The sequence below is a fragment of the Luteimonas saliphila genome (assembly GCF_016774335.1).
Taxonomy (GTDB): domain Bacteria; phylum Pseudomonadota; class Gammaproteobacteria; order Xanthomonadales; family Xanthomonadaceae; genus Luteimonas; species Luteimonas saliphila.
In genome coordinates this window covers 55,312-73,522 of the sequence record NZ_JAETWA010000024.1, presented here as the reverse complement: position 1 = coordinate 73,522, position 18,211 = coordinate 55,312, and the positions used below count along the sequence as shown (strand labels likewise).

The window sequence follows — 18,211 nt, the reverse complement described above, 5'->3', positions numbered from 1 at the left end:
CCCGCACCTGCCGCATGGCCTTTGCGCCGCATCCACCCGAGCGCCTACCATCGGGCCTTTCCCGTCCGGAGTGGCCCGATGATGCTGCGACACGCCCTGTTGCCGATGTGCCTGCTGACCGCGCTGCCGGCGGTGGCCGATGCGCGCGGTTTCGACGTGCGCGACCTGGTCCGGCTCGACCGGGTCTCGTCCCCGGCGCTGTCGCCCGATGGCCGCGTCGCGGCATTCCTCCAGCGCAGCGTGGATGCCGACCTCAAGGCCACCACCGCCGTCTACGTGCGTAACCTGGTGACCCGCGACATGGCGCCGCCACGCAGGATCACGCCCGAGGGCTGGAGCGTGAGCGCGCCGGCATTCTCGCCGGACGGGTCGACCCTGTACTTCCTCAGTGCGAAGAATGGTTCGCAGCAGCTGTACGCGATGCCGGTCGCTGGTGGCGAACCGCGCCGGTTGACGGGGTTCGCGCTCGACGTGGGCAGCTACCGGCTCTCGCCAGACGGCCGCCGCATCGCCTTCAGCGCCGAGACGTTCGCCGACTGTGCGGACGACTTCGCCTGCACCCAGAAGCGTCTGGACGAACGCAAGGGGGCCAAGGCCAGCGGCGTGGTCTACGAACAGCTCTTCGTGCGCCACTGGGACACCTGGAAGGACGGCCGCCGCAGCCGGCTGTTCGTGGCGGACCTGCCGGGCGATGCCGCAGCGAAACCGGTGGCTGCGGCGCGCGGCATCAGCCACGCGCTCGATGGCGACGTGCCGTCGAAACCCTTCGGCGACGCGGGCGACTACACCTGGGCGCCCGATGGCGGCAGCGTGGTGGCCAGCATTCGCGTGGCCGGGCGCGAGGAACCCTGGTCGACCAATTTCGACCTCTACCGGCTGCCGGTCGCCGGCGGCGCGCCGGTGAACCTGACGGAGGCCAACAAGGCCTGGGACGCCGGCCCGGTGTTCAGTGCCGACGGCAGCACGCTGTACTACCGGGCGATGAAGCGCCCCGGCTTCGAGGCCGACCGCTACGCGATCATGGCGATGGACGTCGCCAGCGGACGGACCCGCGAGATCGCGCCGGGCTGGGACCGTTCGCCGAGCAGCCTGAAGCCCTCGCCCGACGGCGCTTCGCTTTATGCGGCGGCGCAAAGCATGGGCACATACCCGCTGTTCCGGGTCGACGTCGCCAGCGGCGAGGTGACCGAACTGGTCGGCGACGGCAGCGTCTCGGCCTACGAGGTCGCCGGCCAATCGCTGGTGCTGACTCGCAACGCGCTCGACACCGGCGACGTGCTGTACGCCGCGTCGCCCGATGGACAGGGCCTGCGCGCCATCACCCCGACCGCGGCCGAACGCCTGCCCGACGTCGACTTCGGCGGCTTCGAACAGTTCGCCTTCCGCGGCGCCGATGGCGAGCGTGTGCACGGCTACGTGGTCAAGCCCTGGAACTACGTGGAGGGGCATTCGTACCCGGTCGCCTTCCTGATCCACGGCGGCCCGCAGGGCAGCTTCGGCAACGGCTGGAGCTACCGCTGGAACCCGCAGACCTATGCCGGCCAGGGCTATGCGGTGGTGATGATCGATTTCCACGGTTCGACCGGTTACGGTCAGGCGTTCACCGATGCCATCAGCGGCGACTGGGGCGGCAAGCCGCTGGTCGACCTGCAGCAGGGCTGGGAGGCGGCGCTGGAGCGGTACGAGTTCCTCGACGGCGACCGTGCCTGTGCGCTTGGCGCCAGCTACGGCGGCTACATGGTCAACTGGATCGCCGGCAACTGGTTCGAGCGCGACGGAAGCTCGCCCTGGAAGTGCCTGGTCAACCACGACGGCGTGTTCGACACCCGCTCGATGGGCTACGTCACCGAGGAGCTGTGGTTCACCGAATGGGAGAACGGTGGCACGCCGTTCGACAAGCCGCAGGCCTACGAGAAGTGGAACCCTGTGAACCACGTCGCCAAGTGGCGGGTGCCGATGCTGGTGGTGCAGGGCGAGAAGGACTACCGCGTGCCGGTCGACCAGGGCCTGTCGACGTTCACCGCGCTGCAGCGCAAGGGGATCGAGTCGAAGCTGCTGTACTTCCCGGACGAGAACCACTGGGTGCTCAAGCCGCACAACAGCATCCTGTGGCATGACACCGTCAACGCCTGGCTGAAGCAGCACATCGGCCAGTAACACCCTCGTGCAGGGGCGGGCATGCCCGCGAAGCCTTCCCGCGGATGGTGGCGGATAGGAGGAGCGTCGCGGGCGTGGCCCGCTCCCACGGAACACAAGGTCGTCCCAGGAACCCAGCATGGCCATCGCAACCATCGACACCTCCGCGGCACTGATCGAGAACGACATCGTCGTGTTCGGCCTCATCGCGGCCACGCTGGGGCTGGTGTTCTGGCTGGCCAGCGGGCCGACGCCGTTCTGGAAGAAGTTCTTCGCGTGGGTACCTGCGTTGTTGCTGTGCTATTTCATTCCCGCGTTCTACAACACCGTCGGGCTGATCGATGGCGAGAACAGTGCGTTGTACAACCCCATCGCCAGCCGCGTGCTGTTGCCGGCGGCGCTGGTGCTGCTGACGCTGTCGATCGACCTCAAGGGCATCCTCAAGCTCGGCCCGCGCCTGTTGTTCGTCTATTGCATGGCGACGATCGGCATCGTGCTCGGCGCCATCGTCTCGTTCCAGCTGATGGAATGGGTATGGCCTGCGGCGGTGGCCGGCGATACCTGGAAGGGCATGGCGGCGCTCGCCGGCAGCTGGATCGGCGGCGGGGCCAACATGGTGGCGATGCGCGAGGTGTACGAAGTCGATGCGACGCTGTTCGGCCAGTTCGCGGTGGTCGATGTCGCGATCGCCAGCATGCTGTTGGCGACATGGCTGTTCCTCGCCAACCGCTCGGCGCAGATCGATGCCGCCAGCGGCGCCGACACGACGGCCATCGACGACATGCAGGCGCGCATCTCGGCGTACGAAGCCGCGAACGCCCGCATCCCCACGCTGACCGACCTGATGGTGATCATCGGCGTCGGCTTCGGCATCGTCGGCCTGGCGCATGCGCTCGCATCGCCGCTGGCGGCGTGGTTCGGCGCGAATGTGGCCAATGCGTCGCGCTTCAGCCTCGACTCCGGCTTCGTCTGGGTCGTACTGCTGGCCACGGCCGCTGGCCTGGGCCTGAGTTTCACCCGCGTACGCAGGCTGGAGGATGCCGGTGCGTCGAAGATCGGCACGGCCTGCCTGTACTTCCTGATCGCCTGCATCGGCATGCAGATGGATTTCACCAAGCTGTTCGACCGGCTCGAACTGATCCTGATCGGCCTGATCTGGATGCTGGTGCACGTGGGCGTGCTGTGGTTCGCGGCCAGGCTGGTCAAGGCGCCGTTGTTCTACATGGCGGTGGGCTCGCAGGGCAATGTCGGCGCCGCCGCGTCGGCGCCGGTGGTCGCGGCCGCTTTCCACCCGACCTTGGCGCCGGTGGGCGTGCTGCTGGGCACCGTCGGATATGCGACCGGTACCGTCGTGGCGTACGGAACCGGACAGATCCTGCGGGTGATGGCCGGCGGTTGAGGCTGTATCCTGCGCGGCTGCACCTGGCCGTGAAACGGAGCTGCGCAGAGCAGTGGAACTGACGATCCTCATGCCGTGCCTCAACGAGGCGGAGACGCTCGCCACCTGCATAGGCAAGGCGCGCGCGTTTCTGGCCGAGTCGGGAGTGCGGGGAGAAGTGCTGGTCGCCGACAACGGCAGCACCGACGGTTCGCAACGCATCGCCAGCGAGGCTGGTGCTCGCGTCGTCGACGTGCCGCGCAAGGGGTACGGCGCCGCGCTCGCCGGCGGGATCGAGGCCGCGCGTGGCCGGTTCGTCGTCATGGGTGATGCCGACGATTCCTACGATTTCTCGAGGCTGATGCCGTTCGTCGAGCAGTTGCGGCGGGGCAGCGACCTGGTGATGGGCAATCGCTTTCGCGGTGGGATCGCGCCGGGCGCGATGCCCTTCCTTCATCGCTACGTCGGCAATCCGGTGCTGAGCTTCCTCGGGCGGCTCTTCTTCGGGGTCAAGGCGCGCGATTTCCATTGCGGACTGCGAGGCTTCGACCGCGCGCGCATCCTGGCACTGGGGCTGGCGACGCCCGGCATGGAGTTCGCGAGCGAGATGGTGGTCAAGGCCTCGCTGGCCGGGTACCGCATCGACGAGGTGCCCACTACGCTGCGCCCGGACGGCCGTTCGCGACCACCGCACCTGCGCACCTGGCGCGACGGCTGGCGCCACCTGCGCTTTCTGCTGGTGCACAGCCCGCGCTGGCTGTTCCTGGTGCCGGGCTTCGCCCTGGTCGCGCTGGGCGCCCTGGCGATGCTGGTGATCGGGGTGCATAGCCTGGAGATCGGCGGCGTCAACCTCGACATCCATACCCTGTCCTACGCCGGCGCGGCGCTGGTGCTGGGCGTGCAGATGCTGCTGTTCGCAGTATTGACCCGGCTCATGGGCATACGCAACGGCTGGCTGCCCGATGCCGGGACCGCCAGCCACCTGCAGGCCGCGCTGACGCTGGAACGCTGCCTAGTGGCGGCGGTGCTGCTGTTCCTGACCGGCGTGGCGATGTCGCTGTACGCGGTATGGCTTTGGTCGGGCCAGGGGTTCGGGGAGCTCGATCCGCGCCAGACGATGCGCTGGGTGATTCCCTCGGTCACGCTGATGGGAATAGGAGGCGAACTGGCGTTGGCCGCGTTCTTCCTCGAGGCGCTGCGCTTGCCGGACGCGCGGCGATGACTCCTGCCGCGCGCGAGTCCCTGCGGCGCAAGTTCACCTTCCTGCTGTCCGGTGCCACCGGATTCGCGCTGTACTACGCGCTTTCAATGCTGCTGGTGAGGATCCCCGGTGTCGGAGCCGGCCTGGCGGCCTTCGTCGCTGTGCTGCTGTCGATCCCGCCGACCTTCCTGCTGCAGAAGCACTTCACCTTTCGCGACCGCGGCGCCGCGCTGCCGTCGCTCGCCCGCTACTGCGTGCTGCAGGCGTTCAATGCGGTCGCGATCGGCCTGCTCGCGCGCCTCGGGCGGCGAGTGGGACTCGCCGACGAGGTCAATTTCATCGTCTCCGGCTCGGTGGTGATCGTCGTGTCGTACCTGGCGCTGTCGTACCTCGTGTTCCGTCCGGGGAAGCGCCCATGAGCGGTGGCAGGCAGGTCAACGCGCAGTACAACGTCGCCCGGGCGGGCAGCCTGACCGACCGGATCTCGACGCATGTGCGGCGCAGGATGTACGCGCGCTTCCTGGCCGAAGGGGTGCAGGCCGAAGACAGCATCCTCGATGTCGGCGTGACCAGCGATCGCGACCAGCTGGCCTCCAACTACCTGGAGGCCTGGCATCCGCACAAGCACCGGATCACCGCCTGCGGCATCGACGATGCCTCCTTCCTCGAACAGCAGTATCCGGGCGTGCGCTTCGTCCAAGCCGACGGCCGCGACCTGCCGTTTGCCGATGGCAGCTACGACTGGGTGCATTCGAGCGCGGTGCTGGAGCATGTGGGCTCCTCGGCCCGGCAGGCGGACTTCGTCTCCGAGTTGCATCGCGTTTGCCGCAAGGGCGTGTTCGCCACAACTCCGAACCGCTGGTTCCCGATCGAGTTCCATACGGTGCTGCCGCTGGTGCACTGGTTGCCCAAGCCCCGCTTCCGCGCCCTGCTGCGGCGGCTGGGGCACCACGCCCTCGCGCTCGAGGAGAATCTCAACCTGCTGGGGCGCAGCGAGCTCGAGGCGATCTGCCGCGGGCTGGGACTCGATGGCTGGCGGGTCGACAGCGTCTCGCTGGGCATGTGGCCGAGCAACCTGCTGCTGGTGCTGCGCAAGCCCCAGGCCCGGGGCGCGGAGTCGTAGCAATCAGGACCGGCGGGTCCGCGCGCGCCCGGGGGCGCCGCAGGGCGAGCGCATGCGCTACGCTTTGCCCGGGCATACGGAGGCTGGCGCGTGCGGGAAGGATCGTGGCGGGGCGACAGGCGCGCATGGATCGCGGTGCTGGTGGCACTGTCCTCGTCGCTGCTGTTCGTGGGGCTGGTGTCGAACCTGCCGATCGCGATCCTCTCAGGCGCAGGGCACGACGATGCCTGGTTCTGGTTGCGGGCCAGGGCGATCGCAAGCGGCAGCTGGCTTGGCGGCTACGACCAGCACACGCTGATCAAGGGCCCTGGTTACCCGCTGTTCCTCGCCGTCAACCACGGGCTGGGACTGTCGGTAGCCACTTCGCAGGCGTTGCTGTACTCGGTCGCGTGCCTTCTTCTGGGCCACGCCATCTATCGCGTCAGTGACAGGCCTGGGTTGTCGCTGCTCCTGGTCGTCGCCATGCAGTGGCATCCGGCTGCGATGACGTGGACGCGGGTGTTGCGCGACAACCTCTCCGCCTCGCAGGCGCTGCTGGTGCTGGCGTGTGTGCTGCAGGCGGTCTGGGTGGCGCGCTCACCCAGGGCGCGTCTGGCCTGGGCCAGCGCAGCCGGAGTTACGCTGGGCTGGTTCTGGACCACTCGCGAAGACGGCATCTGGATGCTGCCCGGCGTCGCGTTGTTGCTTCTCGCGGGCGCGGGCTGGGCCTGGCGCGACCGTGCGCAGCGGCGCTCGGTGCTTGCCGCCTGCGCCTGGACGGTGCTGGCGACCCTTGCCTGGCTGTCGCTGGTGGCCACGACCAACGGCCTCAAGTACGGCGCGTTCACGACGGTCGAACTCAAGAGCCCGGCATTCAGCGATGCCCTGGGCGCGCTGCAGGGCGTACGTGAGGGAGACGTGGTGCCCTTCGTGCCGGTTCCGGAGCGGGTGCGCGAGGCCGTGTACGCCGTCAGCCCTTCGTTCGCGCGACTGCGGCCCGCGCTGGAAGAGGGCGATCGGTTCTGGCTCCGCCCTGGTTGCACGCTGTACGGACAGACCTGTGGCGACTACGCCGGTGGCTGGTTCCTGTGGGCCTTGCGCGATGCGGCAGCCTCGGTGGGCGCACACGCGTCCGCACCGACGGCCGACGCGTTCTACGCAGGACTGGCCGACGAAGTGCGCCGGGCCTGTGAGGACGGCCGACTGACCTGTAAGCGCCCGCTGCTCCAATTGATGCCGGCGGCCACCGCAGAGCAGTGGCGGAGCCTGCCCGGACGGCTGCGGACCGCTGCTGGCCTGCTGTCCTGGCAAGGGGTGCAGGAGGCACCGTTCCGCAGCCATCTCGACCATCCCGGCAACGCGGACATGTGGCGTTTCGTCGGCGGCCCGCGCGTGCCGGACAAGGCCGAGGCCCTGGGGGACCGCGCCGTCGGCTGGATGCGCGATCCGCATGGGGGGTGGATCCGGGGGCGTTGCGGCGCCGACGATCGCATCATCGCGATCGACCGCCTGCCCAGTCCCGATGTCGCAGCGCACCTGGACGATCCGACGACGGTCCACAACCGCTTCCGGTTCAGGCCTCCGGGCCCGGATTGCGACATCGAACTGCCCGGCGCGGGCAGGCTCGCGCTGTCGGCGGTGGAGGCGACGCCAGGTGCGTTCAGTCTCGGTGGCGCGCAGTTGTACCTCGATGGTCTGGAAGCCATCCCGCCTCAGGCCGTGGCGCCCGCCTGGTCGGCTACGGTCAAGCGTGGGGTGTGGCTGGCCTACGAGCGGGGGCTGCCCTGGCTGGCCGGCGCCGGACTGCTCGCCTTCGCCTGGGCACTGCTGCGGGCCTTCGGGCAGCGCCGGCTCGGCGTCTTGCTGGTGCTGGCGGCGACAGGGTGGGGCCTGGTGGCCAGTCGCGCGCTGCTATTGGCTCTGGTGGACCTGTCTTCGTTTCCTGCGCTCAACCACCAGTATCTGCAGGCTGCCTTCCCGCTGCTGGTGCTCGCGGCGATCGCCTCCTTGGCCGCTGCATCCGAGCGTCCGGTACGCGGCGGGGACCCGACTCCGGGCGACTCCCCGGGCGGATCGCCATAGCTCGCGCCGGAAGCCGCCAGGCCGCCCGGGGATTCCCGAAGACACCCGCGAAAGAAGGTTTCGCAAGCCCTTGGTGGGCGCTACCGGGGGGCGCGGAAGCGCCAGGCACAGATCCGTGGCCCTGGATGACCCGGCGCAGCCGAGGTCCGCGGGAGGGGCCGCAAGACCGCCTGTGCCTCGCGAAGCGGTTTCGCGCGACTGCGGGTCCTGTGTCCCGGCCGTGCTACGCCTGCATAGCGCGAGGGAACCTGCCCTGCGCTCCACGGCACGTTTTTCGCGGTGCAGCAAGTCCAGTGGACCGGCATCGCAGTCGGCTGCACCGCCCGGGGCTTGCAAACCGGCGCCGTATGGGTTCGGCTTGCGCTACCGGGCGGCATCGCCGTCGCCAAGGGAGGCCGCTGCACGTGAATGCCATCATCCTGTTGCTGGTCGGGCTCGGCGCGATGGCGCTGGGCTACGTGTTCTATTCGAAGTTCATCGCCGAGAAGATCTACCGGCTGCAGGCGGACTACCCGACGCCGGCGCATACCCTGCGCGACGGCGTCGACTACGTGCCGACCAACCGGTTCGTGCTCTGGGGCCACCACTTCACGTCGGTGGCCGGCGCGGCGCCGATCGTGGGTCCGGCGATCGCGGTGATCTGGGGCTGGGCGCCGGCGTTCCTGTGGGTGACGCTGGGCACGGTGTTCTTCGCCGGCGTGCACGATTTCGGCGCGCTCTGGGCCAGCGTGCGCAACAAGGGCCAGTCGATGGGCATGCTCAGCGGCAGCTACATCGGCCGACGCGGGCGCAACCTGTTCCTGGTCGTGATCTTCCTGCTGTTGCTCATGGTCAATGCCGCGTTCGCGGTGGTGATCGCCAACCTGCTGGTGTCCACGCCCACCTCGGTGATCCCGGTCTGGGGCGCGATCCTGGTCGCGCTGGTGATCGGCCAGCTGATCTACCGCTGGAAGGTGGGTCTGCTGTGGCCTTCGATCGGCGGCGTGCTCGTGCTGTACGCGCTGATCCTGGTCGGCAACAGCTATCCGCTGGTACTGCCGGATTCCGTGTTCGGCATGAGCGCGAAGTCGACCTGGATCGTGCTCCTGTTCCTGTACGCGGGCATCGCCTCGCTGCTGCCGGTCTGGGTACTGTTGCAGCCGCGCGACTACATCAATGGCCTGCAGTTGTTCGTGGGGCTCGGCATCCTGTACGCGGCGGTGCTGATCGCCTCGCCGACGATCGTCGCCCCGGCGTTCAACGACGCGGTCCCCGACGGCACGCCGGGCATCGTGCCGCTGCTGTTCGTGACCATCGCCTGCGGGGCGATCTCGGGCTTCCACGGCATGGTCGCGTCCGGCACCACGTCCAAGCAGCTCGACAAGGAGACCGATGCGCGGTTCGTGGGCTATTTCGGCGCGGTCGGCGAGGGCATGCTGTCGCTGGCGGCGATCATCTGCTGCACGGCCGGTTTCGCCACGCTGGTGGACTGGCAGGCGGTCTATGCCCAGTTCGGCGCCGGCGGCGTGACCGCGTTCGTCAACGGCGGCGACGTGCTGCTGGTCGAGGGGCTGGGGATGCCCGAGCAGCTCGGCTCGACGCTGCTGGCGACGATGGCGATCCTGTTCGCCGCCACCACCATGGACACCGGACTGCGCCTGCAGCGCTTCGTGGTGCAGGAGGCGGCGGAGCTGGCCGGGTTCAAGGTCGGGACCCTCCTCGGCACGGTGGTCGCACTGGCGGTGTGCATGGCGCTGGCCTTCGGCGCCGGTGGCGATGGCGCCGGCGGCATGGTGATCTGGCCGCTATTCGGCACCACCAACCAGTTGCTGGCGGCGCTGACCCTGGCGGTGATCTCGGTGATCCTGATCCGCAAGGGCCGCAACCCGGTGTTCACCCTGGTGCCGCTGGCGTTCCTGCTGGTGATGTCCGTGTATGCCCTGATCGTGCAACTGGGAACGTTCCTCGAGCAGCGCAACTGGCTGCTGCTGGCGATGGACCTGGTGATCCTGGTGGCCGCGCTGTGGGTGTCGTTCGAGGCCTTCCTGGCGATGCGCAAGGGGCGTGAGGCAGGTTCCGCCGACGACGGAACGCTGGACGCCGGGCGCGGCTGATGGCGGAGGATGCACCCGGCGGTTCGCTGCTGGCGCGGCTGTCGGCGGCGCTCGGCGAGTTCTACGCCGCGCCGTACCGGCGCACGTTCGCGCGTGCCCGGCGCGACGAGGACGACCTGTTCATGCTGCTGGTCTGCTCGGAGGCGCTGGGGGTGCCGAACCCGGCCGCCTACTACACCCTGGAGCTGATGCCGGTGCTGTACGAGCGGTTCCACGACTGGCACCGGCGGATGGGCATGGAGCGTTCGCCGCTGGACCACGTCGGATGCTGCTGACGCTCGCTGCGTCGCGCCGCGTACTGTTCCTGGGCGGCAAGGGCGGGGTGGGCAAGACCACGGTCGCGTCGGCCGTGGCGTATGCCCAATCCCGCGCCGGCCGGCGGGTGCTGCTGGTGTCCACCGATCCTGCGCACAACCTCGGCCACCTGTGGCAATGCCGCATCGGCGCGGATGCGCGACCGCTTGCGACCGGGCTCGACGCGGTCGAGATCGACCCCGGCGCCACCGTGGAAGCGCACCTGGCGCAGGTCGGGGACGCCCTGCGAAAACTGATGCCGCCGCACCTGTCCGGCGAGGTCGACCGGCACCTGGCGCTGTCGCGCGACGCGCCCGGGATGCACGAGGCCGCGTTGCTCGAGCGCATCGCGGGGATCGTGCAGCAGGGCTTGCTCAGCCATGACCTGCTGGTCTTCGATACCGCGCCGTCCGGACATACCGCGCGCCTGATGGCGCTGCCGGACATGATGGCGGCGTGGACCGACGGCCTGCTGCGACGCCAGGCCCGCAGCGAACGCTTCGGCGCCGCGCTGCGCAACCTGGGTGGCGACGACGGCCTGGCCGCGCGCGCGCTCGGCGAAGGCGACGAGGCGCGGACCCCCGGCGACCGCGACCAGGCGATCCGCGCGATGCTGCACCGGCGCCGCCACCTGTTCGGCGACCTGCGCGAGGTGCTGGCGGATGCGGGCACCACCGCGTTCGCCATCGTGCTGGCGGCAGAGCGCCTGCCGGTGCTGGAAACCATCGAACTCCACGCCGGCCTGGTACGCGCGGGGATCCACGTCGGCGCGCTCGTGGTCAACCGGCGCTCGCCCGCCGATGCCGGGGCGTTCCTCGCCGGACGGCGGGCGCAGGAGGAGGTCCACCTGCACTTGCTGCGCGAAGCGTTGCCGGGAATCGCTTTGCAGGAGCTTCCGCTGCTGGCGGGGGACGTGGCGGGAGAGACGGGTGTGGCCGCGATCGCCGACCTGCTGGCGCGGACCGGCTAGAGCCAGCCGATGCGTCGGAACAGGCGGTAGAGACCGAAGCAGACCACGCCGACCAGCAGCACCAGCACCGGGTAGGCGTAGCGTTCGTCGAGTTCGGGCATGGCATGGAAGTTCATCCCGTACCAGCTGGTGATCAGGGTCGGTGCCGCCAGCAGTGCGGCCCAGGCGCCGAGTTTCTTGACCGTCTCGCCCTGGGCCAGCGTCACCAGGGACTGGTTGACCGCCATCGCCGTGCCCAGCAGGTCGCGCAGTGCGTCGACCGTGTCGTTGACCCGGATCACGTGGTCGTGCACGTCGCGGAAGTAGAAGCGCGTTTCCTCCGGGATCTGCGGCGAGGGCGAACGCACCAGCTGCGACAGCACGTCGATCAGCGGCGCCACCGACATCCGCATCTCGGTCAGTTCGCGCTTGAGATCGTAGAGCCGCACCAGGGTGCTGCGCCGATACGCGTCGGAGAAGATGTCGCGCTCGAGCGCGCGCAGCGTGGCCTTGAACTGGTCGGCGATGGGCAGGTAGTTGTCGACGATGAAGTCGAGCACCGCGTACAGCGCGTACGAGGGACCCAGTGCGAGCAGGGCCGGCTCGCGCTCGACGCGTGCGCGGGCGTGCGCGTAGGAAAGCGAAGCGCCGTGCCGGACCGTGATCAGGTAGTTCGGACCGACGAACAGGTGGGTCTCGCCGAACAGGATGCGCCCGTCGACCATCTGCGCCGTATTCACCGCCAGGAACAGTGCCTGGCCGTAGGCCTCGACCTTGGGCCGCTGGTGCGCGTTGTGCGCGTCCTCGATCGCGAGCTCGTGCAGGTCGAACTCCTCCTGCAGCTTCTCGAGGCTGGCGTCGTCGGGCTCGTACAGCCCGATCCAGACGAAGCTGCCGTCGTCCTGGGCGAGCACGTCGCTGATCGCGTCGAGCGCGATGTCGCGGCGGACGCCGTCGCGGGCGTACACCGCGCAGTTGACGACGCAAGGCGGATTCGACGCGGGGTCGGGCGTTTCGCTCATGGGACGCATCCTGCGCGAGCGGGCCGGCGCGGGCAAGCCGGCGCGAGCAGATGCGCGGCCGCCGGTCGGACGCGAGGGGCGATCGGAGGGGAGCGTCGGCGGGAAGCGTCGCCGCCCACCTGCGTCAGTGCGCGACGAAGCGGATCGCCTGGCCGCCCCCCGGTGCGAGCCGCAGGATCAGCGTGTCGGCGTGCGTCACCTCGCGCTGCTCGATCACGATGTCCTCGCGGTTGCCGCGGTAGTCCGCGTCGTCGCCGTCGCGGTAGACCTGGGCGGTGTAGCGGCGACCTGGGTCGAGGAACGACAGCGTCACCTCGAAACTGCGCGCATGCTCGTCGGTGAGCGAACCCAGGTACCAGTCGTCGCCACCGCGTTCGCGGCGTGCGATGGTGACGTAGTCGCCGATCTCGCCGTTGAGCACGCGGGTGGTCTCCCAGTCCACCGGCACGTCCTTGATGAACTGGAACGGGCCCGGGTTCTTTTCGTAGTTGTCCAGCAGGTCGGCCGCCATCTGCAGCGGGCTGTGGATCATCACGTACAGCGCCAGCTGCTTGGCCCAGGTGGTCTCGATGCCGCCGGACGAACGCGTGCGCATGCCGAAGATGCCGGGCGTGTAGTCCATCGGTCCGGCCAGCAGGCGCGTGAACACCAGGTTGGCCTCGTGCTCGGGCGGATTGCCGGGCTGGCCCCAGGCGCTGAACTCCATGCCGCGCGCGCCCTCGCGGGTGACCCAGTTCGGATACGTGCGCCGCAGCCCGGTATCCTTCACCGGTTCGTGCGGATTGACCGAGATCCGGCGCTTCGCCGCTTCCGTCACCACCTTGAGGTGGTGGTTGGCCATGGCCTGCCCCTCGTGCCAGGCGTAGGCGATATTCCCGCCCGCATCGCGCACCTTGGCCTGCCCGGCGTCGGCGACATAGCCGGTCTTGACCGCCGGCACGCCGACGCGCCGATACAGGTCGAACGCGGCGTCGAGCTGCGATTCGTAGTGCGCGGCATGGGCCGAGGTCTCGTGGTGGCCGATCAGCACCACGCCCTTGCTTCGCGCGTACTCGCTCAGCGCCGCGAGGTCGAAATCGCCGGCCGACTCGGTGAAGCTGAACTCTTCGCCGTTGCCGAACCAGTCGCCGTCCCAGCCGCGGTTCCAGCCTTCCACCAGCACCCCGCCGAAGCCATGCTCGGCGGCGAAGTCGATGTGCCGGCGCACGTTGGCGTCGGTGGCGCCGTGGCGCGCACCGGTACCCCAGGTCTTGAGGTCCATGTGTAGTTCCCACCACACGCCGACGTACTTCATCGGCTTGACCCAGGACACGTCGCCGAGCTTGTTGGGTTCGTTGAGGTTGAGGATCAGCGAGGACTCGACCAGGTCGCCGGCGCGCGTCGCGACCTGCAGCGTGCGCCACGGCGTGCTGAAGGGCGTGGCCACCGACACCTTCGCCGCCGTGCCGCTGCCCGGGGTGAGCGCCGCCTTGAGCCTTCGCCCTTCGACGCGGGTGAGGTTCATGCCCGAGTAGTCGACCAGCGCCGCCTCGTGGATCGACACGTGCAGGCCGTCGCCGGTGCGCAGCGTGATCGGCGTCTGCGCGTCGCCGACCTGCTGCAGCGGCGTGGTGTGGTACAGGTATTCCTCGCGGTTCCACTCGAAGGCCGGGATCCACCACGCGGTGGCGTCCTTGGCGAGCGCGAACTCGGTCAGTTCCTCGGCGATGTTCAGCTCCTCCAGCCCGGGCTGGTTGCGGAACACGTAGCGGAAGCCGATGCCGTCGTCGTAGAGGCGGAACACCACATCGAAGTCGCGCTTGCGGCCCGTCCTCTCGCGCAGGGTCACCGTGAGCTGGTTGTAGTGGTTGCGGATCTCGCGGCGCTCGCCCCAGGGTTGTTCCCAGGTCTGGTCGAATCGATCCTGTGCCAGTTCAGCGATCTCGAGGTTGCGCTCGAACTTCGGCACATCGGTGAACAGCACGCCCAGGCGCGAAGGCGCGATGACCTCACGGCCCACGCGATGCACCGCGTAGCTCGGCCGACCGTCGTTGTCGGTGGTCAGCTCGACGCACAGCACGTTGCCGGGCGAGCAAGCCTGCGCCTTCGGCGATGGCGGGGCCGTCCAACCGGGTGATGCCGCGGCGCACAGAAGCATGGCGGCGATGGCTGCGTGGCGGATCTGCATCGGGCGGGTCCCTCTCGCGGAATCGGACCGATGATGTCACGGCGCCCGCGCGCCCGAGGCGTGCATACGTATGCAGTTGCGGCGGTGTGGGAGGACGGTATTCGCGAGTTACGCAGTCCGCGACGGGCTGCCCGCGAGCGCCCACGCCAGGGCGACATGGATCGGCAGCAGCAGCGCGATCCAGTGCGCGTTGCGCTGCGGCAGCACGGGCAGCCAGTGCAGGAACAGCGCGAGTACGGCGCCGGCGGCGACCAGCCACGCGATCGCGCGGAACAGCCTGCCCGGCGCGCGCGCGCGCGCGATCCGCCACCCCCCCGGCCACAACAGCAGGCACAGCGGCGACAGCAGCAGCAGGTTCTGGTTCGCCCAGGCGAAGCGGTGTTCGGTGAAGCCCCAGAGGAACAGCATCGTCGGGCCGAGGATGCCGGCCAGCGTCCAGAACGGCAGCGCCAGCGCCGCCAGCGCGGCAGGGCGGCGCTGGCCGAGCAGGCGCGAGCCCGCGGCGATCGCGAGGCCGGCGAGCAGCCAAGGCCACCACGGCCGCGGCGCCTCGGGCGGTTCCGGCGGCAGCCGGTGCGGCAGCAGTTCTTCGGTCGCGGCGACCAGCGGGCGGCCGTCCGCTCGGCGGATGCCGGCCAGCGCATCGGCCAGGCGCATCGGCACGAAGGCGTCGTCCCACAGCGCGTTGGGCCTGTCGGCCGCGGGACCGAGGCCCAGGTCGAAGCCCAGCCACAGCCACGGCGCGGGCGAGGCCAGCCGCACCGCGTCGCCGCGGAAGGTGTTGCCGCGCGAGCGTCCGGCCAGCTGCTGCCGGAGCAGGCCGCCGAGCGCACCGTCGAGCGCGTCGCGCACGCGCGTGGAACAGTTGTCGGTGAAGTAGTCGTAGCGGTAGACCGCGTTTTCGGGGCGCGCGTTGTCCGCGAGCGCCGCGGCCAGGCGCGCAGCTTCGTCCTGATCCAGGTCGAGCCATTGCACAGAGACGCCGCGCCCGACCTCGCGGTAGTAGGCCAGGTCCTGCGACAGCGGCAGCGCGACCAGCCGGTAGCGCATGTCTCCGCGCACGAAGCGGCCGGTGAAATCCGGCTCGTCCAGGTCGAAGAAGCCGAAGTTGTACGAGACCGGCCCGCCGGTCGCCGGATCGTCGATCACGATCGCGTTGTGGCCGAAACGCTCGAAGAAGATCTCGCCGGGCAGCATCGTGGCGACGCCGATGCGGACCTGCGCCGCGGCCGGAAAGGCCAGCAGCCACAGGAGCAGCATCAGCATCCGCACCGGGCGCCGGGGCCGGCAGGCGAACAGGGGCGGGCCCGCGTGCGATCCGGTCGACGGGTTCGCGATGCCGGGCCGGACGTCCGGGAGCGCCAGCCAGCGATCGGCGAGCCGTGCTTCGCGTGTCCGCCCGGGCCCGTCCGCCGCAGCGGGGACGGGCCCGCTATTCGGCGGAATGATCGGCATGCACGCTGACGTGCAGGGCATGCAGCCGGCGCGCGTCGGCGCGGGTCACGCGGAACGCGAAGCGGCCCAGCGTGAGCTCCTCGCCGGCTTCGGGCAGGTGACCGATCGCCGCGGTGACCAGGCCGCCGATGGTGTCGTACTCGTCGTCGTCGAAATCCGCGCTGAAACGCTCGTTGAAATCGGCGATCGGGGTCAGCGCATCGACCACGTACTGGCCATCGGCCTGCGCCGCGATCAGCGCGTTCGGGTCCTCGGCGTCGTCGTGCTCGTCGTCGATCTCGCCGACGATTTCCTCCAGCACGTCCTCGATCGTCACCAGCCCGGCGACGCCGCCGTACTCGTCGATCACGATCGCCATGTGGTTGCGCGACTGGCGGAATTCGCGCAGCAGCAGGTTGAGCTTCTTCGACTCGGGGATCAGCACCGCCGGGCGCAGCAGTTCGTGGATCGTGCCCGGCCCGTTGTCGGCCACCACGCCGCGCAGCAGGTCCTTGGCCAGCAGGATGCCGAGAATCTCGTCCTTGTCCTCGCCGTGCACCGGGAAGCGCGAATGGCCGGATTCGACCACCTGCTTCATCAGGTCCAGGAACCTGGCATCGGCGGGAAGGGCGACCATCTGCGAACGCGACACCATCACGTCGCCCACGGTCATGTCGGACACGGCCAGCGCGCCCTCCATCATCCGCAGGGTGTCGGCCTCGATCAGGCCGTCGGAATGGGTATCGCGCAGCAGTTCGACCAGGTCGTCGCGGGTGCTGGGCTCGCCGGAAATCGCGGAACTGAGCCGTTCCAGCCAACTGCGCCGCCGTTCCGCGGTTTCGGCGGTGCCGGTACTACTGTCGTCCTCGGACATTGCTTTCGGGTGCTTGATTCAAGAGGTGCCGCCAGGGGCGGCCGGTGAAGTCTACCGCGGCGGCGTGAAAGGTGCCCGTCACGCGCGTCGGTGGGGTTCGGCGCTCAGGCCGGCACGCCGCGGTCGCTGCCTGGCTTGAGGATCAGCAGCTCGTCCGCCTCGCGGTTGCGGCAGCGCTGCAGGAACCCCTCCGCAGCGGCCGGATCGACCCGGTAGCGCTCCAGCGCGGCGCGGTCGATCTCGTAGTACTCCTCGTAGTCGGCCATGCGGTTGGCCACGGGGATCGAGAGGTAGTAGCGCCCGGATTGTTCTTCGATGCCGAGGGAAAAACGCAGCTCGCGGCTCACGAACAGATCGGTGAATTTCACTTCGGGGCGGTTCCGCGCGCGGAGGTCAGGGGTCGACCGGAGTCGCCGAATATCTTGCTGGCGGGATGCTGGCAACGTCAATCACGGCCTCGGCCGAGCCGTCCGGCAGCCTGCCGCCGGGAATCCACTTGTCGTTGGCGCCGGCCTCATTGCCCGACGGCAGGCGCAGGTCGAGTTCGGCGGGATTGTCGAAGTCCACGCGCATCAGCGTGTTGCCGTCGAGCTGGCCCTCGGGCAGTCCCAGCGCGCGCTCCAGGGCGCGCGGATCGCCGTTGGTGGCGGCGAGCAGTTCGTCGGCCTGCGAGCGGGTCATCACGAACGAGGTGCCGTCGACCTGGCCCGGGCCGTACTTGTCGAGGCCGGACTTGAGCTGGAATCGGGTGGCGCCGCCCTCGAACAGGGCGAGGTGGTCGGAGATGTACCGTGTCGGCAGGTACTCGGCCGGGTCCGGCCGGTGGCCCTTGGGCAGGGCGCTGATGTCGTCGATCTGGGTGCGCGTCAGGGGGACGGCGTTGTCGATGCGGGTACCGGTACGCGCGGCGTCGGCGATGTCGCTGGCGGTATCGGCCACCCGTCCGCCCCTGGCGGCCTTGTCCACGCCCTTGGTGCCCACCACCACCAGCACCGCCTCGGTCAGCCCGCGACCGATGGCCTCGCCGTAGTTGCCGTTGTTCCAGTCGTCGACGATGGGATCGACCACTGCGTCGACCAGCAGCCCGGGGTTGCGGGCGATGGTGGCGGCGGTCTCGAAGGCGCCTTCCAGACGCTCGCCGCCGCGCTGCGCGGACGGCAGCCAGTCCGGTGCGTCCTGCCCGGTCAGGCCCTCGTAGGCATCGGTGATCAGGCCGGCGCCGCTGAGGTCGTAGCCGGTCCGGGCCACGCCGACGCCGAGGTCGACCACGCCCTTGCCGGTTTCCCACAGCGTTTCGCCTGCGCCCTTGAATACGCCGCCGACCTGCGAAAGTCCGTTCCCGATACTGTCGAACACGCCCATGGCCAAGGCCATCCCTGCAAGGATGCGACGACACTAGCCGGCGCCGGCGGCAGCGGCAATCTGGGGAAAACCCTCGCGCCGCGGGACGCGCTGGCGCCGACGCGGTCCTTTACACGC

The 18,211-nt window shown here is 69.5% G+C and carries 15 protein-coding genes; 9 read left to right on the top strand and 6 right to left on the bottom strand.

Annotated features, from left to right (window positions below; translation table 11 throughout):
• Positions 1 to 78: 78 nt before the first annotated feature.
• The 9 genes from JMO03_RS05515 to JMO03_RS05475 all read left to right on the top strand — a co-directional run bounded on the left by JMO03_RS05515 (position 79) and on the right by JMO03_RS05475 (position 11,256).
• On the top strand, positions 79 to 2,157 hold the full coding sequence (locus tag JMO03_RS05515; protein WP_202841186.1) for a dipeptidyl-peptidase 5: 2,079 nt from the start codon (positions 79 to 81) through the stop codon (positions 2,155 to 2,157).
• 118 nt (positions 2,158 to 2,275) lie between these two features.
• The gene (locus tag JMO03_RS05510; RefSeq protein WP_202841184.1) at positions 2,276 to 3,535 is read left to right on the top strand and encodes a DUF819 family protein; all 1,260 of its coding nucleotides are present in this window, start codon (positions 2,276 to 2,278) and stop codon (positions 3,533 to 3,535) included.
• 52 nt (positions 3,536 to 3,587) lie between these two features.
• Complete coding sequence (locus JMO03_RS05505) at positions 3,588 to 4,736, top strand: glycosyltransferase (protein WP_202841182.1); 1,149 nt, start codon at positions 3,588 to 3,590, stop codon at positions 4,734 to 4,736.
• A complete protein-coding gene (locus JMO03_RS05500; RefSeq protein WP_202841180.1) occupies positions 4,733 to 5,134 on the top strand; it encodes a GtrA family protein in 402 nt (133 codons plus the stop codon). Before JMO03_RS05505 ends, JMO03_RS05500 begins: the two co-directional genes overlap by 4 nt.
• The gene (locus JMO03_RS05495) at positions 5,131 to 5,838 is read left to right on the top strand and encodes a class I SAM-dependent methyltransferase (protein ID WP_202841170.1); all 708 of its coding nucleotides are present in this window, start codon (positions 5,131 to 5,133) and stop codon (positions 5,836 to 5,838) included. The genes JMO03_RS05500 and JMO03_RS05495 overlap by 4 nt, the downstream gene beginning before the upstream one ends.
• Positions 5,839 to 5,979: 141 nt before the next feature.
• A complete protein-coding gene (locus tag JMO03_RS05490) occupies positions 5,980 to 7,899 on the top strand; it encodes a thioesterase domain-containing protein (RefSeq protein ID WP_202841168.1) in 1,920 nt (639 codons plus the stop codon).
• 404 nt (positions 7,900 to 8,303) lie between these two features.
• Positions 8,304 to 9,992 carry a carbon starvation CstA family protein gene (locus tag JMO03_RS05485; protein ID WP_202841166.1) on the top strand — a complete coding sequence of 563 codons (1,689 nt, stop codon included), beginning with the start codon at positions 8,304 to 8,306 and terminating at the stop codon, positions 9,990 to 9,992.
• Positions 9,992 to 10,267 (top strand): cory-CC-star protein, encoded by a 276-nt coding sequence (locus JMO03_RS05480; RefSeq protein ID WP_202841164.1) that lies wholly within the window; start codon positions 9,992 to 9,994, stop codon positions 10,265 to 10,267. The genes JMO03_RS05485 and JMO03_RS05480 overlap by 1 nt, the downstream gene beginning before the upstream one ends.
• Entirely contained in the window at positions 10,258 to 11,256 is a 999-nt protein-coding gene (locus JMO03_RS05475; RefSeq protein ID WP_202841162.1) for an ArsA family ATPase, read from the top strand. The genes JMO03_RS05480 and JMO03_RS05475 overlap by 10 nt, the downstream gene beginning before the upstream one ends.
• Here JMO03_RS05475 and JMO03_RS05470 read toward each other — a convergent pair.
• The 6 genes from JMO03_RS05470 to JMO03_RS05445 all read right to left on the bottom strand — a co-directional run bounded on the left by JMO03_RS05470 (position 11,253) and on the right by JMO03_RS05445 (position 18,106).
• Complete coding sequence (locus JMO03_RS05470; RefSeq protein ID WP_425491786.1) at positions 11,253 to 12,266, bottom strand: magnesium and cobalt transport protein CorA; 1,014 nt, start codon at positions 12,264 to 12,266, stop codon at positions 11,253 to 11,255. The two genes, JMO03_RS05475 and JMO03_RS05470, sit on opposite strands and share 4 nt — an antisense overlap.
• 115 nt (positions 12,267 to 12,381) lie before the next feature.
• On the bottom strand, positions 12,382 to 14,424 hold the full coding sequence (locus JMO03_RS05465) for a glycoside hydrolase family 97 protein (RefSeq protein ID WP_202841159.1): 2,043 nt from the start codon (positions 14,422 to 14,424) through the stop codon (positions 12,382 to 12,384).
• Between the two features lie 108 nt (positions 14,425 to 14,532).
• Positions 14,533 to 15,690 carry a lipoprotein N-acyltransferase Lnb domain-containing protein gene (locus JMO03_RS05460; RefSeq protein WP_202841157.1) on the bottom strand — a complete coding sequence of 386 codons (1,158 nt, stop codon included), beginning with the start codon at positions 15,688 to 15,690 and terminating at the stop codon, positions 14,533 to 14,535.
• A gap of 166 nt (positions 15,691 to 15,856) precedes the next feature.
• On the bottom strand, positions 15,857 to 16,732 hold the full coding sequence (locus tag JMO03_RS05455; RefSeq protein WP_202841155.1) for a CorC family transporter: 876 nt from the start codon (positions 16,730 to 16,732) through the stop codon (positions 15,857 to 15,859).
• A gap of 104 nt (positions 16,733 to 16,836) precedes the next feature.
• Positions 16,837 to 17,100, bottom strand: coding sequence for a hypothetical protein (locus tag JMO03_RS05450; RefSeq protein WP_202841147.1), 264 nt, complete (start codon positions 17,098 to 17,100; stop codon positions 16,837 to 16,839).
• Positions 17,101 to 17,125: 25 nt separating this feature from the next.
• Positions 17,126 to 18,106, bottom strand: a complete 981-nt coding sequence (locus JMO03_RS05445; protein ID WP_202841145.1) for a hypothetical protein — start codon at positions 18,104 to 18,106, stop codon at positions 17,126 to 17,128.
• Between the last annotated feature and the right edge of the window lie 105 nt (positions 18,107 to 18,211).